This window comes from Bifidobacterium aerophilum (assembly GCF_010667685.1).
Taxonomy (GTDB): domain Bacteria; phylum Actinomycetota; class Actinomycetes; order Actinomycetales; family Bifidobacteriaceae; genus Bifidobacterium; species Bifidobacterium aerophilum.
In genome coordinates, this window is record NZ_WHZW01000020.1 from 28,609 (window position 1) to 44,591 (window position 15,983).

At 64.8% G+C, this 15,983-nt stretch carries 12 protein-coding genes and 1 pseudogene; 11 read left to right on the forward strand and 2 right to left on the reverse strand.

The features are described from left to right. Positions 1–284: 284 nt before the first annotated feature. On the reverse strand, positions 285–1,214 hold the full coding sequence (locus GFD25_RS09510; protein WP_163232230.1) for an AEC family transporter: 930 nt from the start codon (positions 1,212–1,214) through the stop codon (positions 285–287). A gap of 354 nt (positions 1,215–1,568) precedes the next feature. Here GFD25_RS09510 and clpB point away from each other — a divergent pair, with 354 nt between their 5' ends. After that, on the forward strand, positions 1,569–4,223 hold the full coding sequence (gene clpB, locus GFD25_RS09515) for an ATP-dependent chaperone ClpB (protein ID WP_163232232.1): 2,655 nt from the start codon (positions 1,569–1,571) through the stop codon (positions 4,221–4,223). A gap of 404 nt (positions 4,224–4,627) precedes the next feature. Here the strand turns inward: clpB and GFD25_RS09520 are convergent, their stop codons facing one another. Further along, on the reverse strand, positions 4,628–7,387 hold the full coding sequence (locus GFD25_RS09520; protein ID WP_163232235.1) for an HAD-IC family P-type ATPase: 2,760 nt from the start codon (positions 7,385–7,387) through the stop codon (positions 4,628–4,630). Positions 7,388–7,511: 124 nt separating this feature from the next. Here GFD25_RS09520 and GFD25_RS09525 point away from each other — a divergent pair, with 124 nt between their 5' ends. The 10 genes and pseudogenes from GFD25_RS09525 (at position 7,512) to GFD25_RS09565 (ending at position 15,899) form a co-directional block, all read left to right on the forward strand. After that, entirely contained in the window at positions 7,512–7,793 is a 282-nt protein-coding gene (locus GFD25_RS09525) for a metal-sensitive transcriptional regulator (protein ID WP_163232237.1), read from the forward strand. A gap of 58 nt (positions 7,794–7,851) precedes the next feature. Further along, positions 7,852–9,207 carry a DNA recombination protein RmuC gene (locus GFD25_RS09530; RefSeq protein ID WP_163232239.1) on the forward strand — a complete coding sequence of 452 codons (1,356 nt, stop codon included), beginning with the start codon at positions 7,852–7,854 and terminating at the stop codon, positions 9,205–9,207. A gap of 26 nt (positions 9,208–9,233) precedes the next feature. Continuing rightward, a complete protein-coding gene (locus tag GFD25_RS09535) occupies positions 9,234–9,890 on the forward strand; it encodes a type I phosphoribosyltransferase (RefSeq protein WP_163232241.1) in 657 nt (218 codons plus the stop codon). Positions 9,891–9,893: 3 nt separating this feature from the next. Beyond that, positions 9,894–10,419: pseudogene (locus GFD25_RS12590) on the forward strand (RNA methyltransferase); the annotation flags it as partial. 26 nt (positions 10,420–10,445) lie between these two features. Beyond that, on the forward strand, positions 10,446–10,775 hold the full coding sequence (locus GFD25_RS12595) for a TrmH family RNA methyltransferase (RefSeq protein WP_420837555.1): 330 nt from the start codon (positions 10,446–10,448) through the stop codon (positions 10,773–10,775). Between the two features lie 140 nt (positions 10,776–10,915). After that, entirely contained in the window at positions 10,916–11,215 is a 300-nt protein-coding gene (gene gatC / locus GFD25_RS09545; RefSeq protein WP_163232245.1) for an Asp-tRNA(Asn)/Glu-tRNA(Gln) amidotransferase subunit GatC, read from the forward strand. Between the two features lie 8 nt (positions 11,216–11,223). Next, positions 11,224–12,762 carry an Asp-tRNA(Asn)/Glu-tRNA(Gln) amidotransferase subunit GatA gene (gene gatA / locus GFD25_RS09550; RefSeq protein ID WP_163232247.1) on the forward strand — a complete coding sequence of 513 codons (1,539 nt, stop codon included), beginning with the start codon at positions 11,224–11,226 and terminating at the stop codon, positions 12,760–12,762. A gap of 27 nt (positions 12,763–12,789) precedes the next feature. Beyond that, on the forward strand, positions 12,790–14,289 hold the full coding sequence (gatB, locus tag GFD25_RS09555) for an Asp-tRNA(Asn)/Glu-tRNA(Gln) amidotransferase subunit GatB (protein WP_163232249.1): 1,500 nt from the start codon (positions 12,790–12,792) through the stop codon (positions 14,287–14,289). Positions 14,290–14,499: 210 nt separating this feature from the next. Continuing rightward, on the forward strand, positions 14,500–15,588 hold the full coding sequence (locus GFD25_RS09560) for a GNAT family N-acetyltransferase (RefSeq protein WP_163232251.1): 1,089 nt from the start codon (positions 14,500–14,502) through the stop codon (positions 15,586–15,588). After that, positions 15,585–15,899: a DUF2469 domain-containing protein gene (locus tag GFD25_RS09565; protein WP_033494454.1), complete on the forward strand. Its 315-nt coding sequence runs from the start codon at positions 15,585–15,587 to the stop codon at positions 15,897–15,899. The genes GFD25_RS09560 and GFD25_RS09565 overlap by 4 nt, the downstream gene beginning before the upstream one ends. The last annotated feature ends 84 nt before the right edge of the window (positions 15,900–15,983 follow it).

A 15,983-nucleotide genomic window follows, 5' to 3' on the forward strand; every position in this document is an offset into this window, starting at 1 on the left:
GTGCAGGGTTAAACGAAAGCCCGGTGGGCTTTCGTCCTGCACGAGCCGAGCGGTAGCGAGGCCGTATTGGGTCGGCCGCAGGCCGTCCAAAATTGCGGGACCGTGCAGGGTTAAACGAAAGCCCGGTGGGCTTTCGTCCTGCACGAGCCGAGCGGTAGCGAGGCCGTATTGGGTCGGCCGTAGGCCGTCTGAAATTGCGGGACCGTGCAGGGCTGATTATTCGCGGGCGTGGCGGCTTTGACTTCTTCAACCGAGGGAGCCAAAGCCGCCACGCCCGCGTTTTCTTACGCGCCCGGAAGCAGGGCGTGCAGGACCGTCATGACGATCAGGCTGAGGATCGCGGTGACGGTCAGGGAGAATCCGGCGAGTTTCGCGTTGCCGGTGAGCGAATCGGTGAACTTGGTCGAGAAGATCGTGATCGGCGCGAACGATCCGAGCACGATGATCTCGCGGATGCGCATGTCGAACGGCAGGACGAACCACGCCGCGACCGCGATGATCACGCCGAACAGCGCGCGCCACGCGATCACCTTGGCCAGCTCGATCCGGTCCTTGCGGTTGTCCGGGATCTCCATCATCAGCCCGATCATCGCCATCGCGCAGAACGCGTTCGCGTTGGCGAACGGCGTGATCAACGTGATGATCGGCTGTGGAATGGTGATGTGAAGGAACATGAACACCAGCATCAACATGTAAATATCGAACGAAATCGATCCCAGGAAATCATGCGCGATGTTGCGCAGCCGCAAACTGAGCGGCAATGATCGAAAATTGTCATCCATGTGCAGCAACGTACGCGTGATCGTCAGCGATCCTGCCGTCGCGACCGTCGCGTTGCCGATGTCCAGCATGATGATCGGCAGGCCGGCCGACGCTCCCATGAACGTCTGCACCACCGGCAGACAGAACGCGCCGAGATTCAGTCCGGACGCGTTGAGCATCTGGAACGCGCGGTAGTTGCGCTCGTCGCCGCGCGAACCGACGTAGACGACGAACAGCGGGATCGCGCAGGCGAAGAAGCCGAACAGCACGATCCACAGCATGCGCATGTCGTGTTTGTTCGTGGCGAACGACAGAATGATCGCGCACGGCAGCGTCATGTTGAACACGATGCCTTGCGCCACCTTGTAGTCGCGCTCGCCGAAGATGTGCAGATGCTTGAGCGCATACGTGCCGAGGATGGCGATCAGCAGCGCGCCGGATTGGAAGATCATGATGGTCGGTTCTCGAGTTTCTCTCGTCGTGTGGGTGGACGGTGCGTCCGCGGCACAGTTTAGGCGCGGTTATGTTGCGATGGCGTGCCTTGCGTTGCGTCGTGAATGCGGTTTCCCGGCCGTGGGGAGCAGGCCGTGCGCAAACCAACGCTTATGCGCTGATTTGCGTTGGTTTGCACACGAGTGTGGGATCGGAGCATGAATGCCGTCAGCGTAGGCGGGTATCGAAAACAAAACTTGAGCGTGTTTGACTCAAGTTTTGGGAATAGAATGGATGCAGACCCGGTTGAGTAAGTCAGAACATGAATGAACCGCGGTCACACGGCCGCGGGTACAAGACTTTGGGAGGTTGTTATGGAACAGAAGTTCACCACGATGGCCCAGCAAGTGATCGGCGACGCGATCCAGAGCGCATCTGCCGCGGGCAACGCGCAGGTCGAGACACTGCACGTCATGGACGCGCTCCTGCGTCAGGAGAACGGCGTCATCCAGGGGCTCATCCAGGCCGCGGGCGGCAACCCGCAGGCAATCGGAGCGGCGGTCCGCAACGCGCTGGTCGCGCTGCCGAGTGCGTCCGGCTCCACCACGTCGCAGCCGCAGGCCAGCCGCCAGCTGACCGCCGCGCTCGCGCAGGCCGAAAAGGAAATGCAGGCGATGGGCGACGAATACGTCTCCACCGAGCACCTGCTCATCGGCATCGCGGCAAGCGCGCCGAACCAGTCGGCCGACATCCTGCGTCAGAACGGCGTGACCCCGGAGGCGCTGCGCAAGGCCGTCCCCGGCATCCGCGGAGGCGCGAAGGTCACCAGCCCGGACGCGGAAGGCTCGTACAAGGCGCTTGAGAAGTACTCGACCGACCTGACGGCCGCCGCGAAGGAAGGCAAGCTCGACCCGGTGATCGGCCGTGATCAGGAGATTCGCCGCGTCATCCAGATCCTGTCGCGTCGTACCAAGAACAACCCGGTGTTGATCGGCGAGCCGGGCGTCGGCAAGACCGCCGTCGTCGAAGGACTTGCGCAGCGCATCGTCGCCGGCGACGTGCCGACCACGCTGCAGAACAAGAAGCTGATCTCCCTCGACCTTGGGTCGATGGTGGCCGGCTCGAAGTACCGTGGCGAGTTCGAGGAGCGACTGAAGGCCGTCCTGAACGAGATCAAGAGCGCGAACGGCGAGATCATCACGTTCATCGACGAGATCCACACGATCGTCGGCGCGGGCGCGGCCGAAGGTTCGATGGACGCCGGCAATATGTTGAAGCCGATGCTGGCGCGCGGCGAGCTGCGCCTGATCGGCGCGACCACGCTCGACGAATACCGCGAGAACATCGAAAAGGATCCGGCGCTCGAGCGTCGTTTCCAGCAGGTGTACGTCGGCGAGCCGAGCGTCGAGGACACGATCGCGATCCTTCGCGGCCTCAAGCAACGTTACGAGGCGCACCACAAGGTGACGATCGGCGACGATGCGCTGGTCGCCGCGGCCACGCTGTCCAACCGGTACATTTCCGGCCGTCAGCTGCCCGACAAGGCCATCGACCTGGTCGACGAGGCGGCTGCGCACCTGCGTATGGAACTCGACTCCTCCCCGGAGGAGATCGATGAACTCCAGCGCAAGGTGACGCGTTACGAGATGGAGGAAATGCAGCTCAAGAAGGCCGAGGATCCGGCGTCCAAGGAGCGTCTCGGCAAGCTGCAGGCCGAAATGGCCGACGCGCGCGAGAAGCTCGCGGGGCTCAAGACCCGCTGGGACGCGGAGAAGGCCGGCCACAACAAGGTCGGCGACCTGCGCGCCCAGATGGACGCGCTACGCGTGAAGGCCGACAAGTTCACCCGCGAAGGCAACCTGGCCGAAGCGAGCCGCATCCTGTACGGCGAGATCCCGGCGATCCAGAAGCAGCTCGACGCGGCCGAGAAGGCCGACGCCGAAGACACCGCGAACGGTGCGAACAAGCCCGAGCCGATGGTCCCGGACCATGTCGACGCCGATTCGGTGGCCGGCATCGTCTCCGAATGGACCGGCATCCCCGTCGGCCGCCTCATGCAAGGCGAAAACGAGAAGCTCCTGCACATGGAGGAGTACCTCGGCAAGCGCGTGATCGGCCAGAAGGAAGCCATTCAGGCTGTCTCCGACGCGGTGCGCCGCTCGCGTGCCGGCATCTCCGACCCGAATCGTCCGACCGGCTCGTTCCTGTTCTTGGGGCCGACCGGCGTAGGCAAGACCGAACTGGCGAAGGCGCTCGCCGACTTCCTGTTCGACGACGAGAAGGCCATGGTGCGCATCGATATGAGCGAGTACATGGAGAAGGCCTCCGTGTCGCGTCTGATCGGTGCCGCGCCGGGTTACGTCGGCTACGAGGAAGGCGGCCAGCTGACCGAGGCCGTGCGGCGTCGCCCGTATTCGGTGGTGCTGTTCGACGAGGTCGAGAAGGCCAATCCGGAAGTCTTCGACGTGCTGCTGCAGGTGCTTGACGACGGTCGTCTGACCGACGGTCAGGGCCGGACCGTGGACTTCAAGAACACGATCCTGATCATGACCTCCAACCTGGGTTCGCAGTTCCTCGTCAATCAGGACATGGACGCGGACGCCAAGAAGAAGGCCGTGATGGACGCGGTGCACATGAACTTCAAGCCGGAGTTCCTCAACCGCCTCGACGAGATCGTCATGTTCCACCCGCTCACCCGCGAGGAGCTGGGCGGCATCGTGAACATCCAGGTCGCACAGGTCGCCTCGCGTCTGACCGATCGCCGCATCCGCCTCGATGTCACCGACGCCGCGCGCGAATGGCTCGCCGACACCGGCTACGATCCGGCGTACGGCGCGCGTCCGCTGCGTCGTCTGGTCCAGACCGAGGTCGGCGACCAGCTGGCCCGCATGTTGCTCTCCGGCAAGGTGCACGACGGCGACACGGTGCTCGTCGACCAGACCGGCGGCGACCATCTCGAGCTCAACGCGATGCCGACCGACCCGGATGACGACGGCTCGGTGCACGTCGATAGTGTGAAGGCCGACTAATCTGGGTTCGGCTGGCCGGCTGGCGCTTGGGAGGCGGGATCGCGTTTCGCGCGATGCGGTATTCTGGCGGCCATTGGCCGCAGGTACCCCACCCGGCGCTGCGCGCCACCCTCCCCTGAAAAGGGGAGGGAAAGGCCAAATCTTCCTCCTCTTCAGGGAGGGAGAGGCTGCTTTCTCTGGAAACTTCCCTCCCCTTTCAGGGGAGGGTGGCAGCGAAGCTGACGGGTGGGGTACCTGTGGCGAAGCCGCCAACAACATTGCATCGTGCGAAGCGCGACAGCGCCGCTGCGATACCGTATTGCGCGGGGTGCGATTCCGGTCTACGGACCAGAGCGAAGCCTGATATGACGAAGGTCCGGAAGGATTGTCTCCTTCCGGACCTTCGGCATGCTTTGTGCGGGCGTTTACTGCTCGAGGAAGACCTGCGGGGCCTTCATGAAGTTGTTCGCGCAGTGCTCGCCGCAGAAGTAGTACGTCTTGCCGTCGTATTCTCGGGTGATCGCGTCCGCGGTCACGGCGACGGTCATGCCGCACACCGGATCGGTGGCGGTTTCGCCGTCGGTCGGCGCGGCGTTCATGTGCATGTGGTGCATTTCCATGTGATGCTCCTTGCTGTTGGAATTGGTGGACATTGTATCGTCGGAACCGTGGGATGTGCCTGCCGGTTCCAAGTGCGTGAGTTCGGTGCGTTCGTCGATGATGACTTGCGGTTCGCGGCGGTGTGCGCCCGTGCCGGTCATGCCGTCATTCGCCGGAACGCTGCCGTTCGGAGCCGGGACGTCGCCGATCCGCACGCCGTGCAGACGGTTCGCGTTGAGCACCAAGCACACCGAGCTCAACGCCATCGCCAGCCCGGCGATCATCGGGCTGAGCAGCCATCCGGTGAACGGGTACAGCACGCCAGCCGCGATCGGAATGCCGATCACGTTGTAGCCGAACGCCCACGCTAGATTCTCTCGGATGTTGCGCATCGTCGCGTTCGACAGGTTGATCGTTTTCAGCACGCCGCGCAGGTCGCCGTTCATCAGCGTCACGTCCGCGGACTGCATCGCCACGTCCGTGCCGGTGCCGATCGCGATGCCGAGATCGGCCTGAGCCAGCGCGGGAGCGTCGTTGATGCCGTCGCCGACCATCGCGATCAGTCCGTCCGCGACGTCGCCGAGTTCGGACGTCGACGATACGGTCGCGCTCGCACGGCCGTCGTCGTTTGCGGCGTGCGCGAGATCCCGCGCGATCTGCAGCTGACGGATCCAATACGCCTTGCCGTCCGGCCTGACCTGCGCGATCACCGTGTCGATGCCGACCTCGCGGGCGACGCGCGCGGCGACCTCGGCTCGGTCGCCGGACAGCATCACCGTGCGAATGCCGGCCGCACGCAGCGCGGCTACGGCCTCGCGCGAGCCTTCCTTGACCGGATCATGCTCGTAACTGGGCTTCGTGCCGTGGCCGGTCGCGGGCGTATCGCCGTCGGACGGAGCGTCGACCACGCCGCGCGTGATCGTGCCGGTCTTGTCGAACACGACCGTGCGGATCTCGCGCGCCTGCTCCAACGCCTTCGCCGACGTGACCAGCACGCCGTTCGTCGCCCCAAGGCCCATCGCCGCCGTCACCGACAGCGGCGTGGCCAATCCCAGCGCGCACGGGCAGGCGATGATCAGCACGCTCACCGCCGTCACCAGCGCGTGCGCAAGCCGGGGTTCGGGGCCTATCGCCAGCCAGATCGCGAACGTCCACACCGCCACGATCATCACCGCCGGCACGAAGATGCGGGCGATCCGATCCGCCAGCTTCTGCACCGGGGCCTTCGTGGCCTGCGCGCGTGACACCATCGCGATGATCTGCGCGAGCACCGTGTCGCCGCCCACCTGCGTGGCGCGCATGAGTAGATCGCCCTTGAGCACGACCGTCGCGCCGGTCAGCGTCGTCGCGTCGGCCGGGATGTCTGCGTTCGTTGCGGACGACGCGTTCGTTGCGGCCGTTGCGTTCGCCGACTTGACGACCGGCTTCGACTCTCCGGTGATCATCGACTCATCGACGCTCGCCTCGCCGGCGACGATCTCGCCGTCGACCGGAATGCGTTCGCCGGCGTGCACGACCAGCAGATCGCCGGCGCGCACGGCGTCGATGCCGATGTCACGCGCATTGGACGGATCCTGCCAGGACGTTGCGTCGTCGGTGCGGTGTGCGGTGCGCGGGCGCAGTCTGATCAGCGACTGCACGGCCTTGCCGGTGCCTTCACGGGCCTTGGTCTCCAGCAGTCGGCCGACCAATACCAGCGTGATCACCACGCCGACCGACTCGAAGTACGGTTCGCGCGAGCCTTCCGGGAACAGCGACGACATCACGCACAACGCAAGGCTGTACAGGTAGGCGGCGAACGTGCCGAGCGTGACCAGCGAGTTCATGTCGGGTGCGCGATGGATGAGCGCCGGCCAGCCGACGCGGTGGATCGGCGCGCCGCAGTAGAACATGACCGGCGTGATGAGCAATGCCTGCAGCCACGGGTTCATCAGCCACATTGGCACGATGTCGTGGCCGTTCGGCGCGAGCATGAGCATCATCGGCACGAAGACCGGAAGCGTGAGCACGGTGCCGATCGCGACGAGCTTGGTGAGCTGGCGGATCTCCTTGGTGCGTTCCTCGGACTCGCGGCGTTCCGCGGCGAGGGCGTCGGTCGGGAGCGTGGAGGATGCGGAAGGTGCGGAAGGTGCGGCGGGCGTGGTCCGTGCATCGACTTCACCGGTGTGTTCGTGGCCGGTGCCCGTGTTGCCGCCGGTTTCGGGCCCGGTCACCCGCAGCAGTCCGTGCACCATGTTCATTCCGCAGGCGAACGGATAGTCGCCGGCAGGCAATGCGGGCAGATGCACGTCGGTGCGGGCGTTGCCGGGCAGCATCGCGTCGAGCGCCAGATCGCCGAAGACGACGTGCGACGTGCATTCGCCGGTTTCCTGCCGGTCGAACGTGAGTGTGATCGGCGTGCCCGCCTGCATGTCGACCACGGCGGGGGAGTAGCCGCCCTTGACGGTGATCGTGGCGGTCTGCACGCCGTTTGCCAGCGTGCCGGCGGTGCCCTGCTGGGGCGCGAAGAAGAACCGTATGATCAGCCAAGTGAGCGCGGCGGCCGCCAAGGCTGCGATCGCTATGAGAAAGATGTTCAGTTCCATGCCCGCTCCTTCTGTCGTCGTCTTTATCGTATCGCTGTTCACCAGAGTATACCCAATACCCCTATGGGGTATATAATGGGCGTGGCGGTTGTGCCGACGGCGAATCGGTGATTGGAGGAGTGCGATGCATGGATACGGCGAGGACAAGGCGAAGGTGATCGCGCGGCTGCGGCGCATAGAGGGCCAGGTGCGAGCCGTGACGCAGATGGTGGAGGACGACAAGTACTGCATCGACGTGCTCACGCAGATCTCCGCGGCGAATTCGGCGCTCAAGTCGGTGGCGTTGCTGCTGCTGGACGACCATCTGGGCCATTGCGTGCGCGAGGCTTCGGTCGAAGGCGGCGACGTCGCCGACGAGAAGCTGCGGGAGGCGTCGGCGGCGATTGCGAGATTGGTGAAGTCGTAGATTGAGGCGGCGACACGCGGGAGCTACGTCGTCCAGTCCGTACGATTCACTAGAACATATGTTCGACAATATGATGACGGTGACCGCGATGATCGCGGTGATGGTAGTGGCGGCGGCGCTGGGGCTTGCTGCGGGATTCCTGCTGGGCAAGGCGCGAGGACAGGAATTGGCCCGCGAGACCCGTGGCGACGAGCTGGACGCCGCGAAGGCGGCGGGCGAATCGGCGCGCACGCAGGTGATGCAGCTGACGGCGCAGTCGGCGGAACTTCGCGGGCAGATCGAAGGATTGACGCAGCAGCTGTCATTCGCGAAATCGCAGCTGGCGCAATCCCAGCAGGCCGAACAGGTACGTATTCAGCACGAGCGCGACAAGGCGGCGGCCGAGGCGGAACGTCGCCGCGCCGAGCAGGCTCATGCGATGGAGGAACAGAGCAAGGTGCTTTCCGCGCTGGCGCCGGTGCAAAAAAACCTCGATGCACTGCAGGCCAAGGTCACGCAGATCGAGGAAGGACGCAAGCAGGAAATGGGTGCGCTCGGCGAGCAGCTCAAGGGGCTCGGCGAGCAGCAGGCCCGTTTGGACCGCGAAACGAGCTCCCTGTCGGCCGCGTTGCGCAACAACAAGGTGCGCGGCGCGTGGGGTGAGGCGCAGCTGCGCAACATCGTCGAATCCGCCGGATTGCTGGAACACGTCGATTTCGACACGCAGGTGGTGGTCACCGGTGAGGACGGGCGCATCCAGCGGCCGGATATGATCGTGCATCTGCCCGGCGGCAAGACGATTCCGATCGATGCCAAGGTGCCGTACGCCGACTACCAGCGGGCATGCGAGATCCCCGAAACCGCCTCGCCCGAGGACCTGGACCGTCGCGCCGACCTGCTGCGGGCGCACGCCAAGGCGCTGCGCGATCATGTGAAGACGCTGGGGGACAAGGCCTACTGGAACGCGTTCGATGTGGCGCCGGATTTCGTGGTGGCGTTTATTCCCAACGAAGCGCTGCTGCAGGCGGCGCTGGAAGCCGATCCAACACTGATGGATGACGCGTTCGCCCGCAAGGTCGCCCTGACCTCGCCGGTCACGCTGTGGGCCGTGCTCAAATCCGTCGCCTACGCGTGGCAGCAGCAGAGCCTGACCGACGACGCCAAGAAGCTGTTCGACCTGTCGCGCGAACTGTACGAGCGGTTCGCGGTACTGGGCGATCGCGCCACCAAGCTCGGTGCGGCCATCACCAAGACGGTCGGGGCCTACAACCAGTTCGCCACGTCGCTGGAATCCCGCGTGCTCGTCACCGCGCGCAAACTGCAGAAGATCGACTCCGGCAAGATCATCGAGCCGGTCGACATCATCGACTCCGGCAAGGCCGACATCCGCGAGCTCACCGCGCCGGAAACCCAGACGGACAACGACGCCGATTGACGTCCCGGAACGATAGGCTGAAGACCATGACCGAAGAGAACACCTTCCGCAAGACCGGTACCTCATCCGCGGCGGCCGCCGCGTCCCCGGCATCCGCCGACGAAACGCCGTTCGCGCTGCTCGATCCCCGCGACCAGCTCAAGCAGCTGCTGAGGCACGAACTCGAAGGCCGGCCGTTCTGCGAGCTGTCGAAAGTCTCGTTCGACCATCGCGGCGCGGCAATCCTCGGACATATCCTGCTTGACACGCTTGAGGAACAGGGATATTCGATCGACGACTTCGACGCGGTGGGCGCACTGACCGCCGCCGCGGTACCCATGGTCTCCGCCATGATCCTTGCGGCCGCCTCTCGCGGCGTGGATCTGGACGGATTCGTGATGGATTTCGTGTACCCATCGATCAAGGGACCGTCCATCAAGGGCAAGCGCGTGATCCTGCTTGACTCGTGGCTCTCGGAGAAATCCTATGTGCAGACCTCCTCGTTGGTCACCCTGCGCAACGGCAACGAGCTGAGCCTTGATTTCGGCATCGTGGAACGCGAAGGGGCCAAGGTCGTCGCCATCGCGTCGCTGATCGGCGGCGTCGACATGGACAAGCCGACCGTCAAGGTCATCGATCCGGTCACCGACGAGACCCACGAACTGCCGTTCGTCGAGGTCTACCACGAGTCCGAGCTGCGCTGACGCATGCATACGCCCAATCCCGTCTCCTTGGCCGCCAAAATGTCCGGCGAGCCGGAATTCCGCGAGGTCGGTATCGGCCCGTGGTCGCAAACCCATCCGGACGATCCACGTCCCGACGACCCGTCGTCGCCGAACTTCGATCCGCGTCTTGACACGCAGCTGCTTGACGAGGGCGATCGACGCAACGTGCTCGACCGGTACCGTTACTGGTCCGTCGACGCCATCAAGGCCGATCTCGACGCCCGCGGCCGTCACGATTTCGAAGTCGCCGTCGAAAACTGGACGCACGACTTCAACATCGGCTCGATGGTGCGCACCGCCAACGCGTTCACCGCGAACCGCGTCCATATCGTCGGCCCGCACAAGTGGAACCGCAAGGGCGCGCTGATGACCGAACTGTACCAGCACGTCGAAAACCATCCGTCCATCACCGAACTCGTCGAGTGCTGGCATCACCGAATCGCCGGCGAAATCGCCTACGAGCGGTCCCGGGCCAAAGCCGCAGCGATCAAGGCGCACGCGATCGCGACGCAGTCCGGCGTCGCGTCGGCCTCGATCGACGACCATGCACCCGCATCCGCAGCGGTCGCCGCGGTGAGCGAGGCGACCTCCGAAATCGCCCGTGCCGACGCCCGCATCCGCGAACTCGAAGCGGCCAAGGTCATCGCGCTCGACATCATCCCCGGTGCGGTGCCGATCGAAACCTACCGGTTCCCGAAGCGCTGCCTCATGCTGTTCGGCGCCGAAGGGCCGGGCCTGAGCGAGAAGGCGCTCGAACTGGCCGACGACGTCGTCTACATCTCCCAGTTCGGCTCCGTACGTTCCATCAACGCCGGTGCCGCTGCCGCGGTCGCCATGCATAGTTACATCGCCCAGCATCTGTGACGTTGGGTGTTGACCCCCTCAGTCTCGTTGCGCGAGACAGCTCCCCCTATCAGGGGGAGCATGCGCTCGATGTCCCGTCGTTCGGGATGGGGTGAGACGGCGTTAGGGGCGTGTCACAAATGACTCGTATAGTAGGGCGCATGCCTACATTCACACGCGAAGAAATCGAGCATTTGGGCGATCTCGCCCGAATCGCGCTCACCGATGAGGAAATCACCCGTCTGCAGGGCGAGCTGAACGTCATCGCCGACTCCATCAACAAGGTGCAGGAAGTCGCATCCGACGACGTGCCGCCGACCGCCAACCCGGTCCCGCTGGAGGCGTACCTGCGCCCGGATGTTCCGGAGACCCCGCTGACGCAGGCCGAGGCGCTTGCCGGCGGCCCGAAGACCGAGGCGGGCATGTTCGTCGCGCCGCGCATTCTGGGAAGCGAGGAGTGAGAACAGCCATGACGCAAGCAACCAACGAACTCGTCAAGCTCACCGCGGCCGAAATGGCCGCCAAGGTCAAGGCCGGCGAAGTCTCCAGCCGCGAGCTGGTCGACGCGCATCTCGAGGTCATCGAAGCCGCCGAGCCGTCCATCAAGGCCTTCCTGAAGGTCTCCGGCGACGTGGCCCGCGAACAGGCCGACGCCTTCGACGCGAAGTCCGCGGACGAAAAGGCGCAGCTGCCGGAACTGGCCGGCGTGCCGATCGCCATCAAGGACATGATCGTCACCAAGGGCATCGAAACCACCGCCGCCTCCAAGATCCTCGAAGGCTGGGTGCCGCCGTACGACGCGACCGTCATCGAAAAGCTCAAGGCCGCCGGCATGCCGATCCTCGGCAAGACCAACCTCGACGAATTCGCGCAGGGCTCCTCCACCGAGCACTCCGCGTACCAGACCACGCACAATCCGTGGGACACCGAGCGCGTCCCCGGCGGCTCCGGCGGCGGTTCGGCCTCCGCGGTCGCCGCGTTTGAGGCCCCGCTCGCCCTCGGCACCGACACCGGCGGCTCCATCCGCCAGCCGGGCGCCCTGACCGGTACCGTCGGCGTCAAGCCGACCTACGGCGGCGTCTCCCGTTTCGGCGCGATCGCCATGGCGTCCTCGCTCGATCAGATCGGCCCGGTCACCCGCACCGTGCTCGACTCCGCGCTCCTGCAGGAGATCATCGGCGGCCATGACCGTCGCGACTCCACGTCCATTCCGGAAGGTCCGCGCCCGATGGTCGCCGCCGCCCGCGAAGGCGCCAAGCGCGACCTCAAGGGCATGAAGGTCGGCCTCGTCAAGGAACTGGGCGGCGAAGGCTTCCAGCCGGGCGTCCAGGCCCGTTTCGACGAAGCCGTCAAGAAGCTCGAGGAGATGGGCGCCGAGGTCGTTGAGGTCTCCTGCCCGCACTTCGAGTACTCGCTCGGCGCGTACTACATCATCATGCCGTCCGAAGTCAGCTCCAACCTGGCCCGTTACGACGGCATGCGCTACGGCCTGCGCGTCATGCCGCCGGCCGGCGTGCCGCAGACCGCAGCCAACATGATGGCCTACACCCGCGAGGCCGGCTTCGGCGACGAGGTCAAGCGCCGCATCATCCTCGGCACCTACGCCCTGTCCGCCGGCTACTACGACGCCTGGTACGGCTCCGCGCAGAAGGTCCGCACGCTGATCATCCAGGACTTCAAGAACGCCTTCGACAAGGTCGACGTGCTCGTCTCCCCGACCAGCCCGTCCACCGCGTTCAAGTTTGGCGAGAAGATGGACGACCCGCTGGCCATGTACATGAACGACATCGCCACCATTCCGGCCAACCTCGCCGGCGTGCCGGCCATGTCGATCCCGGCCGGCCTGTCCGACGACGGCCTGCCGGTCGGCTTCCAGTTCATCGCGCCGCAGCAGCGCGACGAGGTCATGTACAAGCCGGCCGCCGCGCTCGAAGCCGCGCTCGAAGAGGATTGGGGCGGCCCGATCTGGCAGTCCATGAACACCCCGTGGCTCAACGCCGCCGAGTAAGGCATCGGAAGAAAGAGAACAAGCACTATGGCTGAAAAACTGATGAAGTACGCCGATGCCACCAAGAAGTACGATGTGGTGTTCGGTCTGGAAACGCACGTCGAGCTGTGCACCAAGACGAAGCTGTTCTGCCCGGCCGAAGTGAGCTTCGGCGGCGAGCCGAACACGCAGCTGACCCCGGTGAGCCTCGGCCTGCCGGGCAGCCTGCCGGTCGTCAACAAGACCGCCGTCGACTACGCGATCAAGCTGGGCCTCGCCCTGCACTGCGAAATCGCCGAGTGGAGCCAGTTCGCCCGCAAGAACTACTTCTACCCGGACATGCCGCGCGACTACCAGATCTCGCAGTACGACAAGCCGACCAACGGCAACGGCTACCTCGACGTCGAGCTTGAGGACGGCACCGTCTTCCGTGTGCCGATCGAGCGCGCGCACATCGAGGACGACGCCGGCAAGAACACGCACGTCGGCGGCGCCGACGGCCGCATCGAAGGCGCGGACCACTCGCTGGTCGACTACAACCGCGCCGGCGTGCCGCTGATCGAGATCGTCACCAAGCCGATCGAAGGCGCGGGCGACCGTGCCCCGGAGATCGCCGGCGCCTACATGCGCGCCATCCGCGACATCGTGCGCGCCCTCGGCATCTCCCACGCCCGCATGGAGCAGGGCAACATGCGCGCCGACGTGAACGTGTCGCTGCGCCCGTCCGCCGACGCCCCGTACGGCACGCGTTCGGAAACCAAGAACGTGAACTCGTTCCGCGGCATCGAAAAGACCATCCAGTACGAGATCCGCCGTCAGGCCGCGCGCCTCGACGAAGGCAAGGAGATCCTGCAGGAGACCCGCCACTGGGACGAGGCCACGCAGACCACCGCCGGCGGCCGCGTCAAGTCCGATGCGGACGACTACCGCTACTTCCCGGATCCGGATCTCGTGATGCTGCACATCACCAAGGAGCACATCGCCGAGATCGAGGCTCAGATGCCGGAGATGCCGCGCGAGCGCCGCAACCGTCTCAAGGCCGAATGGGGTCTGACGGACCTGCAGCTGCGCGACATCCTCAACGCCGACGCCCTCGACCTGATCGAGGATACGGTCAAGGCCGGCGCGAGCGCGGCCGGCGCCCGCAAGTGGTGGCTGGGCGAGCTGAGTCGCGAAGCCAACGCCAAGGGCGTTTCGCTTGAGGAGTTGCCGGTCACCCCGGCCGACGTGGCCGAGGTCGAGAAGCTCATCGCCGACGGCAAGCTCAACGACAAGCTCGCCAAGCAGACCGTCGCCGGCGTGCTCGCCGGTGAAGGCACCCCGGACGAGGTCGTCGCCAAGCACGGCTACAAGATCGTCGAGGACTCCGGTGCGATCGAAGCCGCCGTCGACGCGGCCTTCGAAGCCAACCCGGACGTCGTCGAGAAGCTCAAGAGCGGCAACATGAAGCCGATGGGCGTCATCATCGGCGCGGTGATGAAGGCGACGCGCGGCCAAGCCGACGCGAAGGCCGTCACCAAGATCGTGATGGGCAAGATCAAGGGCTGAGCCCCTGGCATCGCAACCATACGTCAGGCTCTCTTCGGTTCTTTTCCCGAAGGGAGCCTTTTTCATATCCGCGCATATCCGCGCACAACCGCGCATATCCGCGTATTGCATACTTGGTGAACGCATGACGTAAATCTTCCCAGCAAACGGTAAGGCGGGTAGGATATCTTCTGTACCGACTTCTACCAGCGTATGTGAGGGAAAGAACGAATGTCTGAAACCGCCGAAACGCCGCTGAATCAGGAACCGAACCGCGAACTGCCTCCGCGGATCGACATTCCCGAGATCAAAGGCGAAATGGTGCACCTGCGCCCGGCGACCATCGAGGATCTGCCCCGATTGGACGAGCTCGACGCTTACTACAACGCTTCCCGCATCACCGGCAAGGACGCGCAGGCCGAACGGGCCGTGGCGCACGCATGGGTGCGCCGCTCTGTCGCGTGGTCGCAGGGTCTGGCGGCATCCGAGTCCGGTGTGGGGGACCCGGAATCCCGCCGCACGATCGCATGGGCGGTGCTCACCGACTCCGACCATGACGACGACGGTCGGATCGATGCCGAAACCACCGACAACGTGATCGGCATGGTCTTTCTCATCGACATCGACGGCTGGGCACGGTCCGCCCGCATTCAGGTGCTGCTCGGCAAGGACTACCGCGGCCGCGGATATTCGCGTGACATGATGCCGCGCGTCATGACCTACGGTTTCGCACCCGAACCGGCCGGACTCGGCATGCATCGCATCTGGGTCGCCGTTCCGGAAAAGAACACGCGCTCGCTGTCCGTCTACCAGTCGCTCGGTTTCGTACAGTCCGGAACGTCGCGCGACGCGCTGTGGGACGCCGAAAACGGCAAGTACCAGGATCTCATCGTGTTGGACACGCTGTTCGACGAATACGATCCGATCCGTTCGCTCGACGCGTTCGGCATGCATGTGATCGAGGACAATCCGGGCATGCGCGAGGCGCTCGCCATGCGCGAACATTCCATCGCGATCCAGCAGAACAATCGTGAAACGTCCCGTGAAACGAGCGGACGGTCCGGTGACGACACGTCGGACAACGATCGGCTGCGCGACGAGGCCTTCGCCCGCATCGGCGTCGAACTGAACGGCGACGACGATGACGCCGCGGCGCATGCGGCCGACGATAAGCGCGAAACGTCTCCGTCCGCGCCGTCAGATACCGTCGAGGGCGATTCCACATGGCCCTACGGCCAATCCGACCGCAAGCCTTCGAAGAACGCGTGGTGGCGCAACCTCGGATTGAGCCGCAAGCGCGACACCGAGGAGAGCCGATGAGCGCAGAAGATCTCGACAACTACGAAACCGACGCGGAACTCGCCCTGTACAAGGAATACCGCGACGTCATCAAACTGTTCACCTACGTGGTGGAGACCGAACGACGCTTCTACCTGGCGAACAAGGTCGACTTCAACGTGCGGTCCGCCGGGCAGGACGTGTACTTCGACGTGCAGCTGACCGACGCGTGGGTCTGGGACGTGTACCGTCCGAGCCGGTTCGTCAAGAACGTGCGCATCGTCACGTTCAAGGACGTGAACGTCGAGGAAGTGCAGAAAACCGACATCGACATCCCCGACGACATCCACTGATCGTTCGCTGTTTCTTGTTGACGATTGTTGTCACTGGTCGTTCAGATCCAGCAGAGTCCGGTGACGGCTGGCATATGCATTGTC